This is a genomic window from Georgenia ruanii (assembly GCF_009193175.1).
In the GTDB taxonomy this organism is placed as follows: domain Bacteria; phylum Actinomycetota; class Actinomycetes; order Actinomycetales; family Actinomycetaceae; genus Georgenia; species Georgenia ruanii.
In genome coordinates, this window is record NZ_VUKE01000018.1 from 18,562 (window position 1) to 37,788 (window position 19,227).

Here is a 19,227-nt window from a genome sequence, read left to right on the forward strand (position 1 = left end):
GTGGACTGGCTCGCGGCCCTGGAGCACCTGCGCGAGCAGGGCCGCTCCGGCGTGCTCGTGACCGTCACCACCGTGCGCGGGCACGCCCCGCGCGACGCCGGGGCGAAGATGGTGGTCGCCGCCGACGGCACCTGGGACAGCATCGGCGGCGGCAACCTCGAGGCCACGGCGATCGACCGAGCGCGGGCGATGCTGCGCGACGGCGCCGAGGCGCCCGAGACGCTGCTGCTGCCGCTCAACGAGCACGTGGCGAACCGGCACGGGCAGCAGTGCTGCGGCGGGGAGGTGACGGTGCTGCTCGAGCCGCTGCGCGCCTGGCCGACGGTGGCCGTCTTCGGCGTCGGCCACGTCGGCCACGAGCTCGCCCGGATCCTGTCCCGGCTGCCGCTCGACCTGCACCTCGTCGACAGCCGGCCCGGGCAGCTCGCCGACGACGCGCTCGCCGACGTCCGCGGCGGCCGCGCCCGGGTCCACGTCCATCCCGCCCCGGCCCCCGAGGCGGTGCTGCGCACCCTGCCTGCCGGCGCCCACGTGCTCATCATGAGCCACGACCACGCCGAGGACTTCGTCCTGTGCGACGCCGCGCTGCGCCGCGGCGACCTCGAGGTCGGGCTCATCGGCTCCCGGGCGAAGTGGGCCCGGTTCCGCCACCGGCTGCGCGGCGAAGGCCACGCCGACGCCGCCGTGGACCGGATCGTGTGCCCCATCGGCCTGCCGGGCCTCGGCGGCAAGGACCCGGCCGTCATCGCCGTCAGCGTCGCCGCCCGCCTGCTCCAGGACCTCGAGGGCACGCCGCCGCCTGCCCCGGCGCCGGAGCGGCGCGCGTCGGCCGCGCCGGCCTGACCCGGGCGCGTCAGGACGCGGCGCCGGCCTCCACCCGGTCGGCCACCGCCGCCGGACCGCCCTCGAGCAGCGCGACGAAGCCGGCCTCGTCGAGGATGGGCCGGCCGAGCTCGCGGGCCTTGTCCTCCTTGGAGCCGGCGTTGGCGCCCACGACGACGAAGTCGGTCTTCTTGGACACCGACCCGGCCGCCTTCCCGCCGCGCACGATGATCGCCTCCCTGGCCGAGTCGCGGCTGAAGCCCTCCAGCGAGCCGGTGACCACGACGGTCAGGCCCTCGAGGGTGCGCACGATGGACTCGTCGCGCTCGTCGGCCATCCGCACACCCGCGGCCGCCCAGCTCTCGACGATCTCGCGGTGCCAGTCCTCCTCGAACCACGCCTGCAGCGCGGCCGCGATGACGGGGCCGACGCCGTCGACGGCGCTGAGCTCCTCCAGGCCGGCCGCTCGGATGGCGTCGAGCGAGCCGTAGTGGGTGGCCAGGGCGCGGGCGGCGGTCGGGCCGACGTGGCGGATGGACAGCGCCACGAGGACCCGCCACAACGGCTGCGCCTTGGCCTTGTCCAGCTCGGCGATCATCAGCTCGGTGGTGGCGGTGGGCTTGGACGGCTTCGACACCGTGCCGTCGCGCTTGTAGGTCGGGGTGGTCCAGAAGAACAGGCGCTGCTCCCACCGGCCGGTGCCCACGCCGTCCTTCTTGATCTCGCGCCACACCCGCACCTCGCGCAGGTCCTCGGCGGCGACGTCGAACAGTCCGGCCTCGGTGGTGAGGACGGGGCGCTGGCGCGGCGGCAGCTCGGTCTCGGCCACGGCGAGCTGCTCGGGGGTGGGCACGGGGCCGTGGCCGGCCTGGACCGCCAGGGCGGCGGCCGCCAGCTCGCGGTTGGCCTCGGGGTCGGTGAGGGCGAGCGCGGCCTCGCCGCCGAGCGCCTCGATGTCGAGGGCGCCGCGGGAGGCGATGTGCGCCACCCGCTCGGTGAGCTGGGCGGGGCAGGAGCGGGAGTTGGGACAGCGCAGGTCGACGTCGCCCTCCTTGGCCGGCGCCAGCGGGGTGCCGCAGGAGGGGCACCGCTCGGGCATGACGAACTCCCGTTCGTGCCCGTCGCGCAGGTCGACCACGGGGGCGACGATCTCCGGGATGACGTCCCCGGCCTTGCGCAGCACCACCGTGTCCCCGATGAGCACGCCCTTGCGCTTGACCTCGTTGGCGTTGTGCAAGGTGGCCATCGCCACCGTGGAGCCGGCCACGAGCACCGGCTCCATGACGCCGTAGGGGGTCACCCGCCCGGTGCGGCCGACGTGGACGCGGATGTCCAGCAGCTTGGTGTTGACCTCCTCGGGCGGGTACTTGTACGCCGCCGCCCACCGCGGGGCCCGGGAGGTGGCCCCCATCTGCCGCTGCAGCGCGTAGTCGTCGACCTTGATGACGATGCCGTCGATCTCGTGCTCGACGGTGTGCCGGTGCTCGCCGTAGTAGGCGATCATCTCCTCGGCCTCGGTGCGCGAGCGCACCAGCCGGGTGTAGGTGGAGACCGGCACGCCCCACTCGCGCAGCTGCGCGTACAGGCCCCACTGGGTGCGCGTCTCCGGCGGCGCGACGCTGCCCCAGTTCACGGCGCCGACGCCGTGGGCGATCATGTCCAGCGGCCGCGACGCCGTCACCCGCGGGTCCTTCTGGCGCAGCGACCCCGCCGCGGAGTTGCGCGGGTTCGCGAACGGCGCCTTGCCGGCCTCCACCAGCGAGGCGTTGAGCTCCTCGAACTTCTCGACGGGGAAGAAGACCTCGCCGCGGATCTCGATGCTGGCCGGGTGGCCGTCGCCGGCGAGCTGGTGGGGCACCGAGGCGATGGTGCGCACGTTCAGGGTGACGTCCTCGCCGGTGCGCCCGTCCCCGCGGGTGGCGGCGCGCACGAGCCGGCCGTCCTCGTACAGGAGGTTGACGGCGAGACCGTCGATCTTCAGCTCGCAGGTCATCGCGACGTCGCTGCGCCCGGCGGCGGCGTGGACGCGCGCGGCCCACTCCCGCAGCTCCTCGAGGGAGAAGACGTCGTCCAGGCTCATCATCGGCTCGTGATGGGTCACCGTGGCGAACTCGGTGGAGAACGTGCCGCCGACGCGCTGGGTCGGCGACTCCGGCACGCGCAGGTCCGGGTGCGCCGCCTCGAGGTCCTCCAGCTCGCGGAACAACCGGTCGTACTCGGCGTCGGAGAGCGTCGGGGCGTCGCGCACGTAGTAGGCGAACTGGGCCGCCTCGACCTGCTCGGCCAGCTCGGCCCAGCGCTGGCGCACGTCCGCGGCGGCCGCGGCCGGCACCGCCGCGGCGGCTTCGGTGACGGGGCCGGCGTCGTCGGGGGTCGGGGTGCTGGTCTCGCTCACCGTCACATCATGGCGCAAGGCACCGACACCGGCCCCGCCACCGCACCGCCGCCGATGGCACGCGCGCCGGCGCGAGAGGAGGCTGCGCGGCGGCGCGGGGGACGCCGGGCGGTGCGCGGGCGGGGGCCGCGCGCGCCGGGACGCGACCGCCGTCCGCGCCCTGTCACCGGGCGGTGGCACCCTGGGGGCATGTGCGGCCGGTACGCCTCCTTCCGCCAGGCCCAGGACCTGGCGGACTTCTTCGACGTCGCCCTCGTGGACGACGACGCCGCCGAGCTGCCGCCGTCGTGGAACGTCGCGCCGACGGACGGCGCCCGGGTGATCGTCGAGCGGGTGCTGCCCGCGGGCGCCACGCCGTCGGGCGATGGTGGCGAGGGGGCCGGACAGCGGCCGACCGGGCAGCGGCCGGCGGGTCGGCGGCCGGCCAGCCAGCAGCCTCCGCCCGCGGTGCGCCGCGAGATGCACGTCGCCCGGTGGGGCCTGGTGCCGGAGTGGGCCACCGACCCGTCCGCCGGCGCGCGGATGTTCAACGCGCGGGTCGAGTCGGTGGCGACGAAGCCCGCGTTCGCCGCCTCCCTGCGCACCAGGCGCTGCGTCGTCGTCGCCGACGGCTACTACGAGTGGCGCAAGCCCGCGCCCGGTGAGACGCGGAAGACGCCGTTCTACATCCACCCCGCCGACTCCGGGCCGCTGGCCCTCGCCGGCCTGTACTCCTGGTGGCGCGCCCCGGCGCCGGCCGGCGCACGAGGACCCTGGCTGCTCAGCTGCACCGTGCTCACCGGCGCGGCGCAGGGTCGGATGACCGAGCTGCACGACCGGGTGCCGGTGGTGCTCGACCGTGCCGCGGTGAACCGCTGGCTCGACAAGACGGTCACCGCGCCCGACGGTGCGCTCGCCGCCCTGACCGCCCCGCCCGAGCTGACCTGGCACGAGGTGTCGCCCGCCGTCGGGGCCGTGCGCAACAACTCGCCCGAGCTCGTCGCCCCGGTCGCGGCCTGAGCCGGCGCGCACCATCCGGAGCCTCACGCCCGGCCGGGACGAGCCGCGCGCCCGTCGTCCCCGGGCATGACCCGCGGGCCGGCGGCGTCCACCTCCCGATGGATCCGGACGGCACTGTCCCGCTCGTAGGCTGAGCCATATGGGACGGACAGGGCTGGGGGCACGCCTGCGTGATCCCGTGCTGCGCCGGACCACGGTCGACTCGTTGGTGGCGCTCGGGCTCCTCCTCCTGGTCGGGCTGACGTCGGCCGGCGTGGCGCTCCGGAGCACGGCGGGGCCGGCATCCATGGCGGTGGCCGCCGCCGTGATCGCCATGCCCGCCGCGCTGGCGTGGCGCCGCACCCACCCGGTCGCGTCCGCGGTGGCGGTCTACCTCTGCGCGCTCATGCACCTGGTGCTCGGGGTCGCGGCCTTCTCGTCGGACCAGCTGATCGTCGTCCCCACCGACGTCCTCGTGCTGGTGGCCCTGTACTCGGTCACCGTGTACGGACCGCCCTGGGCGCGCCGCGCCGCCCTCGCCGGCGCGCTGCTCGGCGCCGTGCTGCTCGCGCTCGTCGCGGCCACGTGGTTCGGCGGGGCGGGCCTCTGGAACTTCCTGGCCACGCTCGTCGGCGTGGCCGGGATGGTCCTGGCGACCTGGGGGTACGCCCAGTTCCGCCGCGGGCGCATCGAGCGGCTGGAGAACCTTCTCGAGCGCGCCCGCCGGCTGGAGATCGAGCGTGACCAGCAGGCCCAGCTCGCGACCGCCGCGGAGCGCGCGCGGATCGCCAGGGAGATGCACGACGTCGTCGCGCACACCCTCTCCGTCGTCATCGCCCAGGCCGACGGCGGGCGCTACGCCGCGCGCACGGACCCGGTGGCCGCCGAGCGGGCGCTGACGACGATCGCCGAGATGGGCCGCGACGCCCTGGCCGACATCCGCCGCATCCTCGGCGTGCTGCGCGACGGCGACGCCCGGGCGACCGCCCTGCTCCCCCAGCCCGTGGACGCCGATCTCGACGCCCTGGTCGAGCAGATCCGCACCTCCGGCGTCGCCGTGTCGCTGGTGCGGATGGGCGAGTCTCGCCCGCTGCCGCCGGGCGCCGGCCTGACGATCTACCGCATCTGCCAGGAGGCGCTGACCAACGCCCTCAAGCACGCCGGCCCCGGGGCGCGGATCACCGTCCTGCTGCAGTGGCTGCCCGGCGCGCTCACCCTCCAGGTCGACGACGACGGCCGCGGCGCCGCCGCGCCGAGCGACGGCAAGGGGCAGGGCCTGGTCGGCATGCGCGAGCGCGCCGCGCTCTTCGGCGGCACGGTCCAGGCCGGCCCGCGCCCCGGCGGCGGCTTCCGGGTGCGCGTCCAGCTGCCCCTGCCCGAGCTCGGCGCCGCGACCACCGCCCCCGCACCGGTTTCCCCCCCGATCGAAGGAGCCCGATGACCACCCCGACCACCGACCCGGCCCCCATCCGCGTGGCGCTGGTCGACGACCAGCAGCTCGTGCGCGCGGGCTTCGCCATGGTCATCGGCTCCCAGCCGGACATGGAGGTGGTCCTCGAGGCCGGCGACGGCGCCCAGGCGGTACGCCTGCTCGGCAGCCACCGCGCCGACGTCGTCCTCATGGACGTGCGCATGCCCACCATGGACGGGCTCGCGGCGACCGCCGAGGTCACGGGCGGGGCGGACGGCGAGGGCCCGCGGGTGATCATCCTGACCACCTTCGACGTCGACGAGTACGTGCTCAAGGCCATCAAGGCCGGGGCGAGCGGGTTCCTCCTCAAGGACGCCCCGCCCGAGGAGATGCTCGCCGCCATCCGCACCGTCCACGCCGGGGACGCCGTCATCGCGCCGTCGTCGACGAAGCGGCTCATCGGCCACCTCGCCCAGGTGCTGCCGGAGACGGAGAAGGCCCCGCCGGCCGTGCTCGACGCGCTGACCGACCGCGAGCGCGAGGTGCTCGTGCTCATGGCCCGGGGCCGGTCCAACACCGAGATCGCGGCCGACCTCTACGTCGCGGAGGCGACGGTGAAGACCCACGTGGGACGCGTGCTGGCCAAGCTCGGCGCGCGGGACCGGGTCCAGGCGGTAGTGCTCGCCTACGAGACCGCGTTGGTCACCCCCGGCTCGTAGGGCCCGGCCGGGCCGGGACCTCCGGCCGGACGCACGGAGGCCGCCGGTGCACCCTCCGCCGGCCCGGCGCGGGGTCCGCCCTCGGGTCCGCCCTCCGCCGGCCCGGCGCTCGGTCCGCCCTCCGCCGGCCCGGCGCTCAGTGCCCGCTGCCGGTGACCACCTTCTGGCGTTCGGACTCGTGGGCGCCGCCCTTCTTGGCCAGGGTCGTGCAGGCCTCCTCGATGTCCCGCGCGAGGGTGTCGACGTGCTCACGGGTCAGCGTCTGCTTCACGAGCGCCCGCATGATCGTCACGTCCTGGGCGTCGGGCGGGAGGCTGTAGGCCGGGACCATCCAGCTGCGCTCGGCCGCGAGCTGCCAGGCGATGTCGAACTCGTCGTAGCCGGGGTCCCCGGCGAGCCGGAAGGCCACCAGCGGCAGCTGCTCCTTGTCGGCGCCGATCAGCTCGAAGCGGCCCATGGCCTGCAGCTTCTCCGCCAGGGCCTGCGCGTTGAGCTGCATGTTCCGCATGATGTAGGCGTAGCCCGCCCGGCCGTAGCGGACGAAGTTGTAGTACTGCGCCAGGACCATCGCGGAGCCGGTGGAGAAGTTCAGCGTGAACGTCGCGTCGGTCTTGCCGAGGTAGTTCTCCTCGAACACCAGCTCGGGGGCCAGGTCGGCCCGCTCCTTGAAGATCAGCCAGCCGATGCCGGGGTAGACGAGCCCGAACTTGTGCCCGGACACGTTGATGGACCGCACCTGCTCCAGGCGGAAGTCCCACGGGGTGTCGGGGTAGAGGAACGGCCAGACGAAGCCGCCGCTCGCGCCGTCGACGTGCAGGGGGACGTCGAGCCCACGCTCGGCCTTGAGACGCACGAGCAGGTCGTTGATGCCCACGATGTCGTCCTTGTGCCCGGTGAAGGTCGTCCCGAGCACGGCGGCCACGCCGATGGTGTTCTCGTCGACGTGCGGCGCGACGTCCTCGGGGCCGATCGTGTACTTGCCCCTGCTGAGCGGCACGATCCGCGGCTCGACGTCGAAGTAGCGGCAGAACTTCTCCCACACGACGTGGACGTCGCCGCCGAACACGAGGTTGGGGCTCGACGTCGACTCCCCGGCCGCCTCCCGGCGCTTGCGCCACCTCCACTTCAGGGAGAGCGCGCCGAGCATGATCGCCTCGGACGATCCCTGGGTGCGGGCGCCGGTCGTCTCCCCGGGCGCGTGGAACAGGTCGGCGAGCATGCGGATGCACCGCTGCTCGATCTCGGCCGTGCGCGGGTACTCGGCGTGGTCGATGAAGTTCCGGTGCAGGTTCTCGGCGATGAGGCGCTGCGCCTCCGGCTCCATCCAGGTGGTCACGAAGGTCGCGAGGTTGCGCGCGGGATCGCCCTCGAGGGCCAGGTCCTCCGCGACCAGCCGCATCGCGTCCACGGCGGTCATGCCGTCGTCGGGAAACTCCCTCGTCGGCACCTCCTCGATGGCGAAGCGGTTACCGAACAGTGCCGCGTCGGCAGCGTGGGGCAGGACGCTCATGGACATCTCCTTCGGTCGAGGGCGGGGCGACGTGGTGCCCCAGCCCGTGCTGCGTCATCCGGGGTCGGTTAGCGGGCCGGCGGGGTGCGCGCGCTGTCGCGACTCCACGGCCGACCTCCACGCGGGGAACATGAGGCCTGCTCCCGCGAGGAAGCACAGCGCTCCGAGCAGGGTCCCGGCGCCGGAGAGCCGGGGGCCGAGCATCTCTGCCGTGCCGGGGAGCACATAGCTCGCGACCGCCGAGGCCATGAAGAAGACGGAACCGATCATGTTGAGCCACGCGATGCCCCTCGGCACGAGATCGGCCCATGCCTTCCGGATCCGGCCACCGACGGCGACGATGCCGAACGCGCTCGCCACGAGGAAGAGCGTCGACCCGAAGAAGTCGGGGCGCCAGATGCGCCGGTTCTCCTCGGCGACGGTGGCGTTGTACGTGAGGGCGGCGAAGGTGCTGACGTTGAAGAAGAGGGTCCCAGGAAACTGTGTGGCGGCGGCGAGCCAGCTCGGGTCGCGGGGCCGCCAGCCCCGTAGGCGCAGCGACTGCCGGGCGTGCTGACCGGTGAGGTCGACGTCGGTCATCGCCGGGGTCTACGCCTGCAGCAGCTGGGCGAACGAGGCGGCCGTGAAGAAGAGCGAGCCGACGAAGAACGTCACGGAGTCGACCGCCGCGCCGACGGCGTTCTCGTAGCTCGGCACCGCGCCCAGCGCGAAGCACGCCGCCCCGATGATGAACAGCCAGGCGATGGCCGCGTTGAACGCGACCGGCCGCACCATCATGCCGGTCCCAGCCGCACCATCATGCTGATCCCCTCTGCCGGGTTCTCACATGCTGCGCCCGGCGCCGCGGCAGGAGACTCATCCTGTTCGGGTGAGCGGGCCGCACCGGCGGCCCCCTCCCCAGCGCCCCCCACCCCGGCGTCCCGCCGGATCCCCGCGCTCCCGGCCGTGTCCCCCCACGGGATGACGTGGGGTCCAGACCGAGGACCGACGCCGCGTCCGGTGTTCGTCCGTAACGTCGGAGGGGCCGGCACGTTCCCGGCGACGGCCCGCGCGTCGGCGCGCCGTCCCGCACGACCCAGGAGCCTTCCCATGACCACCCCGACCCCGCCCGCCTCGACCGAGGGCCGCGCCGCCGTGCGCGCCGTCGGGCTGCGCAAGACCTACGGCACCGGCGACGTGGCCGTCCACGCCCTCGACGGCGTCGACGTCGCCTTCGAGGCCGGCCGGTTCACCGCGATCATGGGGCCCTCCGGGTCGGGCAAGTCCACCCTCATGCACCTGCTCGCCGGGCTGGACGAGGCCAGCGCGGGGCGGGTCTTCCTCGGGGAGACCGAGCTGACCGCCCTGGACGACCGGGCCCTGACGCTCCTGCGCCGCGAGCGCGTCGGCTTCGTCTTCCAGTCCTTCAACCTGCTGCCGATGTACACCGCCGAGCAGAACATCACCCTGCCCTGCGAGCTGGCGGGCACCGAGCCGGACCGGGCGTGGCTGCAGCAACTGGTGGCCACGCTCGGGCTGGGCGAGCGGCTGGGCCACCGGCCGGCCGAGCTCTCCGGCGGCCAGCAGCAGCGCGTGGCCATCGCCCGCGCCCTCATCACCCGCCCCGACGTGGTCTTCGCCGACGAGCCGACGGGCAACCTCGACTCCCGGGCCGGGACGGAGGTGCTCGCCCTGCTGCGCACCAGCGTGCGCGAGCTCGGCCAGACCGTCGTCATGGTCACCCACGACGCCGGCGCCGCCGCCTACGCCGACCGGGTGGTGCTCATCGCCGACGGACGCATCGCCGGGGAGATCTCCGACCCCACCCCCGAGGCCGTCCTCACCGGGCTCGACGCCCTGCGCACCCTGGACGGGGTGGCCTGATGCTCCGCCTCACCCTGGCGCAGATGCGCCAGTCGGCCGTCCGGCTGGCCGCCGCCGGCGTCGCCATCGTCGTGGGCACGGCGTTCGTCGCCGCCACCCTGCTGGCCGGCGCCCTGATCCGCGACACGACCTACCGCACGGTGACCGCCTCGCTCGGCGACGCCGACGTCGTCGTCCGCCCGACCGACGCGCCGCTGACGGCGGAGACCGTCGCGTCGATCGCGGCGCTCGACGGCGTCGCCGCGGCCGACGGCGTCGCCACGCTCGGCGGCCAGCTGCGGGCGGCCGGCCGGCAGGACGCCGCGCTGCTCACCGCGGTGGCCGCGACGGAGCGGCTCGACCCGTTCACCGTCGTCGCCGGCCACGTGCCGACCGCCAACACCGAGATCGCCGTGACGGCGGCCAGCGCCGAGCGGCTGGGCCTGGCGGTGGGCGACCCGGTGCGGGCGGAGTGGGACGTCTTCGCCGCCGACCCGGCCGCCGACGGCGGGGGGACCTGGACCAGCGCCGGCGCCGACCTCGTCCTCAGCGGCATCCTCGCCGACCCGCCCGCGATCGCCGCCCCCGGCTCCGCGGCCCTGGTGACCCGGGCGAACCTCGAGCGCTGGCGGGCCCCCGACGACACGACCGGCTACGACCGGGTGCTCGTCGCCACCGACGCGGACCCGGAGACGGTGGCGCACGAGATCGCCCAGCTCGGCGCGGACGTGCGCACCGCCCAGCAGGAGGCCGAGGAGCAGACCCGGATGCTCACCGGCGACACCCAGACGCTGACCTATCTCGTGCTCGGCTTCGCCGCGGTGGCGATGTTCGTCGCCGGCCTGGTCATCGCCAACACCTTCCAGGTCCTCGTCGCCCAGCGCACCCGCTTCCTCGCCCTGCTGCGCTGCGTCGGGGCGACGACCGGCCAGGTGCACCGCTCGGTGCTGCTCGAGGCCGTCGCCCTGGGCGTGGTCGCCAGCGTGGTCGGGCTCGTGGCCGGGCTGGCGCTGGGACAGGGCGCCCTGTGGGTGCTGCACGGGGCCGACCTCGGCCTCGAGGTCGCCCCGACGATCACGGTGACCCCCGCCGTCGTCGCGGTCCCGCTCCTGACCGGCACGGTGGTCACCGTGCTGGCCGCGCTCGCCCCGGCTCGCTCGGCCACCCGGGTGCGGCCGCTGGCGGCGCTGCGCCCCGCCGCCGCGCCCACCGCCCGCGGCGGGGGCCGCGGGCGGCTGTGGACGGCCGTCGCGCTGACCGGGGTCGGCGCCGTCCTGCTCGGCGCCGGCGCGGCCGTGCCCCACCTGCCCGGGCTCGACGGGATGTCGGCGATCGGGCTGGCGCTGATGGTCGGCGTCCTCGGCGGCATCTTGTCCTTCGCCGGCGTCATGGTCGGCGCCGTCTTCCTCGTCCCGCGGGCGCTGCGCGGCCTCGGCCGCGCCCTGACGGCGCTGGCGCCCCGCGCCTGGCGGCCCACCGTGCGCCTCGCCACCGTCAACGCGACCCGCAACCCGCGGCGCACCTCGGCGACGGCGTCGGCGCTGCTCATCGGCGTGGCCCTGGTGACCATGATGGCCACCGGCGCGGCCGGGGCGCGCGCCAGCCTCGGCGCCGCGCTCAGCGCGCAGTTCCCGGTGGACGTGGCGGTGATGTCCCCCGAGGGCCCCGACGCCGCCTTCTCCGTCGGCCAGCTGGAGGCGGTCGCCGCCACGCCCGGCGTCGCCGAGGCGATCCCCACGCCCACCGCGAAGGCGTGGCTGGACTCCGGCTCGGCGGCGACCGACACCTCCGTGGTCGCGCTGACGGCGGGAGACGCGGCCACGGTCGTGCGCGACCCGGGCGCGTTCGGGGTGCTCGCCGACGGCGTGGTGCTGCTCGGCGACGACCTCGCGACCACGCTCGACGTCGCCGACGGCGACGAGGTCACCCTCGCCGGTCAGCCGACCGGCGACGACGCACCGGCGGGCGCGACGGTGACGGTGCGGGTGCTCCGCGACGGCGGCTACCTGGCCGTCGCGGAGCCCGCGACGCTGGCCCGCGCGGGACTGGCGGCGCCCGTCGGCGGCGCGTGGGCCCGGCTGGACGGTGACGATGCCGCGGGCACCGTCGTCGCGATCCAGGACGCCCTGGCCGCGGCGACGACGACGACGGACCCGGTGCCGTACGTCGTGGGGGCCGCCGCCGAGCGGCAGCAGTACGAGCAGATCATCGACACCCTCCTGGCGATCGTCGTGGGGATGCTCGGCGTGGCGGTCGTCATCGCGCTCATCGGCGTGGCGAACACCTTGTCGCTGTCGGTGATCGAGCGGCGCCGGGAGCACGCCCTGCTGCGCGCCACCGGCCTCACCCGCGGTCAGCTGCGGGGCGTGCTCGCCACCGAGGGTCTCCTCATCGCCGGCGTCGGGGCGCTGCTCGGCGCCGTGCTGGGGCTGGTGTACGGCTGGGCCGGCACCGCGGTGATCCTCGGCGGCACGGGCGACGTGGTGCTGGCGGTCCCGTGGCTCTCCCTCCTCGGCGTCGGCGCCGTCGCGGCGCTGGCCGGGCTGCTCGCCTCGGTGCTGCCGGCCCGCTCGGCCGTCCGCACCCCGCCGGTGGCCGCGCTGGCCGCGGAGTAGCCGCCTGCGGCGGTGGCGGCCGCCGCGCAGCCACCGGCGAGATGCGGTGAGGTGGCCAGGTCCACAGGCGCGCGCCACCGCTCGACGCGGGTCGGGCACGCTGGGCGACGTGGGCGGCGATCCGCACGACGGCGGCGACCCGGCGGGCCGTGAGGGCCTCGCCGCGGCGGCGCTGCGCGCCGCCTGGCACCTCGCCGTCGTCGCCGGCCCGGACACCGGGTGGTGCCTGCCGCTGGCGCCGGGCCCGGCCACCGTCGGGCGCGGCACCGCAGGCCTGACGGACCCCGCGGTCTCCCGCCGCCACCTGGAGGCCCGCACCCGTGGGGGTCGGGTCCAGGTCCGGGACGCCGGCTCGGCCAACGGGACCCGGTGGCGCGCGCCGGGCCGCCTCCGCCGGCCGCGCCGGCTGGGGCGACGCTGGCGCGCCGTGCCCGCGGGCACCCGCCTGGCCGTGGGCGGCACCGTGCTGGAGGTGCGCCCGCGCCCCACCCGCCTCGCCCTCGCCGACCTACAGGCCGGCGACGACCGCGTGCCCGTGGACCTTCTCCGGGTGGCGATGCCGGTCCTCATGTGCCTCGGCCTCGCGCCGCTGCTCGCCTCGTCCGGGGCCGGCGGCTGGCGGTGGGCGCTGCTCGCCCTGCCCGCCGGCGCCCTCCTGCTCACCGTGCTCGAGGCGCGCCGGCGGTCGCGGCGGGCGCCATCCGAAAGCCCCGGGTCCGGTGCGCGGGTCCCCGGGCGGGGGACGTGGGGCGCCGGGCGCCGCGCGGGGGCCGGCCGGACCGGGCCCGACCCGGCCTCGTTGCTCCTCCTCGCGGCGGCCGGCCCCGTCACGGCCGAGGGAGGCGAGGTGCTGCGCGTCGCCGTCGCCGGCACGCGGCGTCGATGGCCCGAGCCGGGCCCGCCCCTGGGCCGGCGGAGGCGGCGCCAGGTGCCCACTATCGAGCTGGCCGGCGGCGACCGGGTGGCGCTCGTCGGGCCGGCGGCGCGGGTGCTCGGCGCCGGGCGCTGGGTCGTCGCCCAGCTGCTGGTGCGCCACGGGGCTGCGATGTCGTGCTCCCTGCCGCCCGACTGGCCCTTCGCCGGTCATCCGGCGGGCGGCCGCCGTCACGACGCGCCGGCGCGGGCCGGCCCGTGGCACCTCGACGTGCGCGCCCCGGCTGCCGGTCCCGCACGATCGCGCGTCAGCTCCGCGGCGGCCCCGTCACCCCCGCCGACGGCCACCGAGCCGGGCGGCGGCCCCCCGCCGGCCCCACCGACGGCGCGGCACGCCGTGCTGGTCCTGGCCGAGCGGCTCGAGCAGGTGCCCACCTGGTGCACCCGCGTCGTCCCGCTACCCGCCGAGGCCGTGACCGTCACCGCGGCGTGGCTGGCCGCCGTCACCGCCGTCCTGGCGCCGACGGCGGGCACCGGCCTCCCGGCCGGCGTCCCGCTCGCCGGCCTGCTCGGCGACCTCGAGCGCCTCGAGCGCCGCTGGGCGGCGCCGCCGCCCGGCCTGGCCGCCGTCGTCGGTGTCGACCGCGCCGGGCCGGTCGAGCTCGACCTCGCGGCCGAGGGCCCGCACGCCCTCGTCGCGGGCACCACCGGGGCGGGCAAGTCCGACCTGCTGCTCGCCTGGCTGCTCGGCCTCGCGGTGCGCCACTCCCCCGGCGACCTCCAGCTCGTGCTGGTCGACTACAAGGGCGGCGCCACCTTCGACGTGCTCGCCGCGCTGCCGCACACCGCGGGGGTGCTCACCGACCTCGACCCGGCGGCGACCACCCGCGCCCTGGCCAGCCTGCGGGCGGAGGTCCGCCGACGTGAGCGGGTGCTGGCGGGCGCCGGCGCCCGCGACCTCGCCGCCTACCGCGCCGCGGCGGGCAACGCCACGCCGGACAGCATCGCGCCGGACAGCATCGCGCCGGGCGGCGCGGCGCGGGGCATCGCTGCGCTGCCGCGCCTGCTCGTCGTCGTCGACGAGTTCCGGGCCCTCGCCGACACCCATCCGGCGGCACTCTCCGACCTGGTCCGCCTGGCCTCGCAGGGCCGGTCCCTGGGCATCCACCTGGTGCTGGCCACCCAGCGTCCCGCCGGTGCCGTCACCCCCGAGATCCGCGCCAACCTCACCGCGCGAGTCTGCCTGCGCGTGCTGGACGCCGCGGACTCCCTCGACGTCCTGGCCGTGCCCGACGCCGCCCGGCTGCCGGCGTTGCCCGGCCGGGCGCTCCTGCGCACCGCGGCGCTGCGCGAGATCCAGGTGCCCTGGGTCGGCGCGGACGGCGCGCTGGCGGCGACCGTCGTCGCCGCCGCCCGGTCGGCCTGGCGTCGCGCCGGGCACGGGACGGCACCCGCCCGGCCGTGGGCCGAGCCGCTGCCCGCCGCGCTGGCGCTCACGGACCTGCCGCTCCCGACCGCCGGTGACTCGGGGGCCGGCACCGCGGCAACCGGCTCGGCCGCGGCCGACTCCGCCGCGGCCGACCCAGCACCAGCCGCGCTCGCCTTCCCGCTCGCCCGCACCGACCTGCCGGCCGAGCAGCGCCTGGGCGTGTGGACCTGGGACGGCGCCACGCTGCTGGTCACCGGCGGGCCGCGCACCGGTCGGACCGAGGCGCTGCGCGCCGTCGTCGCCCAGGCGCTGCGCGCCGGCGTGGAGGTGCACGTCCTGGCCGCGGCGCCGGAGCGGTTCGCGGACCTGCGCGGCCCGGCCCTCGGCACGGTCGTGGGCGCCGAGGACCCGCGGCGGGCGGCGCGGCTGCTCCGCCTGCTCGCGTCCGGACGCCCCGGCGCGGCGGTGCTCGTCGTCGACGACGCCGACGTCGTCGCCGACCGGCTCGACCTCACCGGGCCGGGTCGGGGCGTGGCGGCGCTCGGCGGGCTCGTGCGCGGCGCGGGCCGGGTCGGGCTCGCCGTGGCCCTCTCCGGCCCGCCGTCGATGGCCACCGTCCGGTGGGTCGAGGCGGTGCGCACCCGCCTGGTGCTGGCCCCGCGCGACGAGACCGAGGCGCTCCTCGCCGGCGTGCCCGCCGCGCTGCGCTCGCCGCACGCCGGTGCCGGCCGCGGCGTGCTCCTCGCGCCCGGCGCCGCGACCGTGGTCCAGCTGGCTCGGGCCGCCCCGGTGCGGCTGGCCGGTGCGCCGGTGCCGGGCGTCCCCCGGCTCGCGCCGCTGCCGACGGGCGTCGCCGCGGCGGACCTGCCCGCCCCGTCGGGGCACGAGGTCGCCGTGGGCCGCGGCGGCGACGACGGCGGCCCGGTGCGGGTGGCGTGCGGGCCGGGCGCCCGCGTGCTCGTCGTCGGCCCGCCGGGCAGCGGGCGCACGACGGCGCTGGCGACGGTGCGGGACCAGCTGCGGCGGGCCGGCCGCACCGCCGCCGCCCCGATGCTTCCCGGCGCCCTGCCGCGGGCCGACGCGCTCGTGCTCGACGACGTCGACGGCTGGCCGCCCGGGGCGCTGGACGAGGCGGCGCCCGCGCTGCACGCGTACCCCGGCGCCGTCCTGGCGGCGGCCGGGGTCGACGCCGTGGTGGCGGCCTACCGCGGGCCGCTGGCCACCTGGCGCGGCGGCGCGACGCTGCTGGTGCTGCGCCCGGCGGCGATCCCCGTCGCCCAGCTCACCGCGGCCGACGTCGCCGCGGCGGCCGATCCTGCCCGGCCGTTCCACCCCGGACGCGGGGCGCTCGTCGAGCGCGGCGTCGTCGTGCCCGTCCAGGTCGCCCGAGTGTCTAGTGGTGAACCCGCTCAGGGCAGGAACGAGGGCGTGCCGGTGTGGGAGGCGTAGTCGCGCGAGGACGGCCAGAGCACCCCGACGATGACGCCGACCGAGACGAGGATGAGGAGCACGACGAGGTAGATCGGCAGCGCGCCGGCGGTGGCGACGGCGACGACCGCCTGGAGCAGCTGCCAGGTGATGACGGGCCCGCGCCCCCAGCGCCGCCGCCGCCACAGCGCCCGCCCGCCGACGATGAGCAGCAGCGCCAGCCCGACGAAGAACACCGCCATCGCGACGGTGGTGCTGACGTCGACGACGAGGCCCCGCACGACGTCGAGCAGGAAGGCCACCGCCATGCCGAGCAGCGCCGCCGCCTCCAGCACGACGGCGAGCAGCGCGGCGGCGAGCGGTGCGGGAACCGGCTTGTGGCCCTCGGGGGCGGTGGAGGCGTCGCGGGTGGTGCTCACCCCACGAGCCTAGTCGGCGCCCCCGCGGCCGCCCGCGGGGCCCCGACCTGGGGCGATGGACGAGCCCCCATATCATGTGACGAAGGCCACGTCCGTAACCGGATAGTCACTTGTCCGAAACCTCTTGTCGTCGCACCTTTGACCGTGCCAACCTTGGTGTCAGCCGCAGAACCCCCCAAGAAGTTGGGCCCCATTCCCCGTGCCGAGGAGTCGGACCCGACGCGTGCCCTGAAGGAGCCCCCGAATGGATTGGCGTCACCGCGCTGCCTGTCTCACCGAGGATCCGGAGCTGTTCTTCCCCATCGGGAACACCGGCCCCGCCCTCGCGCAGATCGAGGAGGCGAAGGCCGTGTGCGGGAAGTGCGAGGTGGTCGACACCTGCCTCAAGTGGGCCCTGGAGACGGGTCAGGACTCGGGCGTGTGGGGTGGCCTGAGCGAGGACGAGCGGCGCGCGCTCAAGCGGCGCACCGCCCGCGCCCGCCGCGCCGGCTGACCGCCGCGCCCCACGCTTCACCACGACGCCGTCGGGAGACCGGCGGCGTCGTCGTGTCTGCGGGCACCGCCGGGGAGCCGGCGTCGTGGTGGACCCAGGCACCGCGGCCGACGGGCCGCGCGCGAGTCTCGGCCGGTCGCACCCGCCGGACGGGCCTCGACCGGTCCTCACCGCTCCCGCTGACGCGCGTGCAGGATCACCTCGGTGCCGCCCTCGGGCACGGCGCGCCACTCGATCGACCCGCCGAGCTCGCCCGTGACGAGGGTCTTGACGATCTGCGTCCCCAGCCCGGAGAGCACCTTGCCCTCCGCGATCCCCCGCCCGTCGTCGTGCACCCGGACCTCCAGCTCGGACCCGTCGCGCTCGGCCTGCACGGTCACCGTGCCGGTGCGCCCGTGCAGGCCGTGCTCGACGGCATTGGTCACCAGCTCGGTGAGCACGACCGCCAGGGTGGTCGCCGCCTCGGCGCCGACGAGGCCAAAGCTGCCCTCCACCACCGTGCGCACCGAGGAGTCCGGGGAGGCGACGTCGGCCGCCAGGCGCAGCACCCGGCCGAAGACCTCGTCGAAGTCGACGACCTCGTCGATGTTCTGGGAGAGCGTCTCGTGCACGAGGGCGATCGTGGACACCCGGCGCTCGGCCTCCTCGAGGGCGTCCTTGGTCTCGGGGTTGTCCGAGCGGCGGGCCTGCAGCCGCAGCAGCGCCGAGACGGTCTGCAGGTTGTTCTTCACCCGATGGTGGATCTCCCGGATGGTGGCGTCCTTGGTGATGAGCTCGCGCTCGCGCCGGCGCACCTCCGAGACGTCCCGGCACAGCAGCAGGGCGCCGCGCCGCTCCCCGCGGTCGGTCAGCGGGACGGCGCGCAGGCTCAGGGTGACCCCCCGGACGTCCACCTCGGTGCGCCAGGCGGCCCGGCCCATGACGACGACGGCGAGGGTCTCCTCCACCGAGGAGGACTCCTCCAGCAGCTGCGTGACGACCTCGGCGAGCACCTCCCCGCGCAGCTGCCCGATCACGCCCAGCCGGTGGAAGTTGCTCACCGCGTTCGGGCTCGCGTAGATGACCCGGCCCTCGGCGTCCAGGCGCACCAGGCCGTCGCCCACGCGCGGGGCGCCGCGCCGGGACCCGGTGGGGGCGCCGGCCTGCGGGAACTCCCCGCGGGAGACCATCGCGCAGAGCATGTCCGCGATCTCGGTGTAGGAGATCTCCAGGCGGGAGGGCACGCGGGTGGCCGGCAGGCTGGACTCGCGCGTCATGACGCCGAGCGCGCGGCCCTCGTGCACGACCGGGACGAGCACCTCCCGGACCCCGTACGCGGTGCGCGACTGCTCGGCGCGCAGGTGGATCCCGCCGTCGACCATGGTCTGGCGCAGGAGCTCCTGGCGCTGCTCGGGGATGCGGTGCCCGACGATGTCGTCGTAGTGGACGGTCGCGGCCGTCGAGGGGCGGCAGTGCGCCGCGGCGACGAAGCCGCCGTCACCCGTCGGCAGCCACAGCACCAGGTCGGCGAACGCCAGGTCCGCCACCACCTGCCAGTCCCCGACGAGCTGATGGAGCCACTCGGTGTCCTGGGGCTCGAGCTCGACGGTCTCCGCGATCATGTTCGCCAGGGTGGGCACGCCCCCACCCTAGTGCCGCCGCCACGCCCGGCCCGCCGGGGGCCGACCCCGCGGCCCGGCCCCCGGCCCCCGATTCGGTCGCCCTCGCCGGTTACGCTGTCGAGGTCCCGCCGGCCCGCACGTCGCGCCGGCGTCCACGACCCCGAAGGAGCACCGTGCACTTCTCTGCCACGTCCGACTACCCCGCCGACGCCACCACCGTCGCCGCGATGCTCGCGGACGAGGACTTCGCCCGCCGCCGTGCCGCGGCGACCGGCCCGCTGGAGCAGTCCACCGAGGTCACCCGGGACGGCGAGGCGTTCACGGTCACGACGAAGCTGAAGATGCCCACGACGATGGTGCCGCCGAAGTTCCGGTCGTTCGCGCCCAGCTCGCTCAACGTCACGCTGGTGGAGGCGTGGGCCGCCCCGGCCGCCGACGGCGTGCGGACCTCCGCGTTCACCGTCGACATCCAGGGCGTGCCGGCCAAGGTGCGAGGCACGCAGAAGCTGGCCCCCTCCGCCGCGGGCAGCACGATGACCTACGACGGCGAGGTCACCGCCTCCATCCCGCTGGTCGGCAAGAAGATGGAGCAGATGGCGGTCGCGGCCGTGGACAAGATCGTCCAGGTGGAGCGTCGCGTCGCCCTGGAGTACCTCGCCGAGCACTGAGACGCGGGAGACGGGGCGCGTCCG

15 protein-coding genes are annotated in these 19,227 nt (G+C 76.3%); 9 read left to right on the top strand and 6 right to left on the bottom strand.

Going from position 1 to position 19,227, the window contains the following annotated elements; genetic code table 11:
* Positions 1-843: a xanthine dehydrogenase accessory protein XdhC gene (gene xdhC, locus GD880_RS16125; protein ID WP_152232643.1), complete on the top strand. Its 843-nt coding sequence runs from the start codon at positions 1-3 to the stop codon at positions 841-843.
* Positions 844-853: 10 nt separating this feature from the next.
* Here the strand turns inward: xdhC and ligA are convergent, their stop codons facing one another.
* A complete protein-coding gene (gene ligA, locus GD880_RS16130; RefSeq protein ID WP_226909745.1) occupies positions 854-3,154 on the bottom strand; it encodes an NAD-dependent DNA ligase LigA in 2,301 nt (766 codons plus the stop codon).
* 252 nt (positions 3,155-3,406) lie between these two features.
* Here ligA and GD880_RS16135 point away from each other — a divergent pair, with 252 nt between their 5' ends.
* The 3 genes from GD880_RS16135 (at position 3,407) to GD880_RS16145 (ending at position 6,325) form a co-directional block, all read left to right on the top strand.
* A complete protein-coding gene (locus GD880_RS16135; RefSeq protein ID WP_152232645.1) occupies positions 3,407-4,216 on the top strand; it encodes an SOS response-associated peptidase in 810 nt (269 codons plus the stop codon).
* 139 nt (positions 4,217-4,355) lie between these two features.
* A complete protein-coding gene (locus GD880_RS16140) occupies positions 4,356-5,636 on the top strand; it encodes a sensor histidine kinase (RefSeq protein ID WP_152232646.1) in 1,281 nt (426 codons plus the stop codon).
* A complete protein-coding gene (locus GD880_RS16145) occupies positions 5,633-6,325 on the top strand; it encodes a response regulator (protein ID WP_152232647.1) in 693 nt (230 codons plus the stop codon). The genes GD880_RS16140 and GD880_RS16145 overlap by 4 nt, the downstream gene beginning before the upstream one ends.
* A 136-nt stretch (positions 6,326-6,461) precedes the next feature.
* Here GD880_RS16145 and GD880_RS16150 read toward each other — a convergent pair whose 3' ends face one another.
* The 3 genes from GD880_RS16150 to GD880_RS20870 are packed head-to-tail and all read right to left on the bottom strand — an operon-like array spanning position 6,462 to position 8,612.
* Positions 6,462-7,835, bottom strand: a complete 1,374-nt coding sequence (locus GD880_RS16150) for a glutamate decarboxylase (protein WP_226909733.1) — start codon at positions 7,833-7,835, stop codon at positions 6,462-6,464.
* A 54-nt stretch (positions 7,836-7,889) separates the two neighbouring features.
* Positions 7,890-8,414, bottom strand: coding sequence for a hypothetical protein (locus GD880_RS16155; RefSeq protein WP_226909734.1), 525 nt, complete (start codon positions 8,412-8,414; stop codon positions 7,890-7,892).
* 9 nt (positions 8,415-8,423) lie between these two features.
* The gene (locus GD880_RS20870; protein ID WP_226909735.1) at positions 8,424-8,612 is read right to left on the bottom strand and encodes a hypothetical protein; all 189 of its coding nucleotides are present in this window, start codon (positions 8,610-8,612) and stop codon (positions 8,424-8,426) included.
* A 312-nt stretch (positions 8,613-8,924) separates the two neighbouring features.
* Here GD880_RS20870 and GD880_RS16160 point away from each other — a divergent pair, with 312 nt between their 5' ends.
* The 3 genes from GD880_RS16160 to GD880_RS16170 all read left to right on the top strand — a co-directional run bounded on the left by GD880_RS16160 (position 8,925) and on the right by GD880_RS16170 (position 16,043).
* Entirely contained in the window at positions 8,925-9,698 is a 774-nt protein-coding gene (locus tag GD880_RS16160) for an ABC transporter ATP-binding protein (RefSeq protein WP_152232649.1), read from the top strand.
* A complete protein-coding gene (locus tag GD880_RS16165; RefSeq protein ID WP_152232650.1) occupies positions 9,698-12,292 on the top strand; it encodes an ABC transporter permease in 2,595 nt (864 codons plus the stop codon). The genes GD880_RS16160 and GD880_RS16165 overlap by 1 nt, the downstream gene beginning before the upstream one ends.
* A 109-nt stretch (positions 12,293-12,401) precedes the next feature.
* Positions 12,402-16,043: an FtsK/SpoIIIE domain-containing protein gene (locus tag GD880_RS16170; protein WP_152232651.1), complete on the top strand. Its 3,642-nt coding sequence runs from the start codon at positions 12,402-12,404 to the stop codon at positions 16,041-16,043.
* Here the strand turns inward: GD880_RS16170 and GD880_RS16175 are convergent.
* A complete protein-coding gene (locus tag GD880_RS16175; RefSeq protein ID WP_152232652.1) occupies positions 16,004-16,441 on the bottom strand; it encodes a hypothetical protein in 438 nt (145 codons plus the stop codon). The two genes, GD880_RS16170 and GD880_RS16175, sit on opposite strands and share 40 nt — an antisense overlap.
* A gap of 244 nt (positions 16,442-16,685) precedes the next feature.
* Between GD880_RS16175 and GD880_RS16180 the strand changes: the two genes are divergently transcribed.
* The gene (locus GD880_RS16180) at positions 16,686-16,934 is read left to right on the top strand and encodes a WhiB family transcriptional regulator (protein ID WP_152204242.1); all 249 of its coding nucleotides are present in this window, start codon (positions 16,686-16,688) and stop codon (positions 16,932-16,934) included.
* A gap of 167 nt (positions 16,935-17,101) precedes the next feature.
* On the opposite strand, the gene GD880_RS16185 is transcribed toward GD880_RS16180, so the two are convergent.
* Positions 17,102-18,553, bottom strand: a complete 1,452-nt coding sequence (locus GD880_RS16185; RefSeq protein WP_425552173.1) for a sensor histidine kinase — start codon at positions 18,551-18,553, stop codon at positions 17,102-17,104.
* A gap of 155 nt (positions 18,554-18,708) precedes the next feature.
* Here GD880_RS16185 and GD880_RS16190 point away from each other — a divergent pair, with 155 nt between their 5' ends.
* Positions 18,709-19,203: a DUF2505 domain-containing protein gene (locus GD880_RS16190; RefSeq protein WP_152232653.1), complete on the top strand. Its 495-nt coding sequence runs from the start codon at positions 18,709-18,711 to the stop codon at positions 19,201-19,203.
* Positions 19,204-19,227 lie beyond the last annotated feature (24 nt).

What these genes read in the sequence shown, in the direction of transcription:
- GD880_RS16135 (WP_152232645.1), top strand. Translation starts at nt 3,407, where the DNA reads ATGTGCGGCCGGTACGCCTCCTTCCGCCAGGCCCAGGACCTGGCGGAC.
- GD880_RS16140 (WP_152232646.1), top strand. Translation starts at nt 4,356, where the DNA reads ATGGGACGGACAGGGCTGGGGGCACGCCTGCGTGATCCCGTGCTGCGC.
- GD880_RS16145 (WP_152232647.1), top strand. Translation starts at nt 5,633, where the DNA reads ATGACCACCCCGACCACCGACCCGGCCCCCATCCGCGTGGCGCTGGTC.
- GD880_RS16150 (WP_226909733.1), bottom strand. Translation starts at nt 7,835, where the DNA reads ATGAGCGTCCTGCCCCACGCTGCCGACGCGGCACTGTTCGGTAACCGC.
- GD880_RS16155 (WP_226909734.1), bottom strand. Translation starts at nt 8,414, where the DNA reads ATGACCGACGTCGACCTCACCGGTCAGCACGCCCGGCAGTCGCTGCGC.
- GD880_RS20870 (WP_226909735.1), bottom strand. Translation starts at nt 8,612, where the DNA reads ATGATGGTGCGGCCGGTCGCGTTCAACGCGGCCATCGCCTGGCTGTTC.
- GD880_RS16160 (WP_152232649.1), top strand. Translation starts at nt 8,925, where the DNA reads ATGACCACCCCGACCCCGCCCGCCTCGACCGAGGGCCGCGCCGCCGTG.
- GD880_RS16165 (WP_152232650.1), top strand. Translation starts at nt 9,698, where the DNA reads ATGCTCCGCCTCACCCTGGCGCAGATGCGCCAGTCGGCCGTCCGGCTG.
- GD880_RS16180 (WP_152204242.1), top strand. Translation starts at nt 16,686, where the DNA reads ATGGATTGGCGTCACCGCGCTGCCTGTCTCACCGAGGATCCGGAGCTG.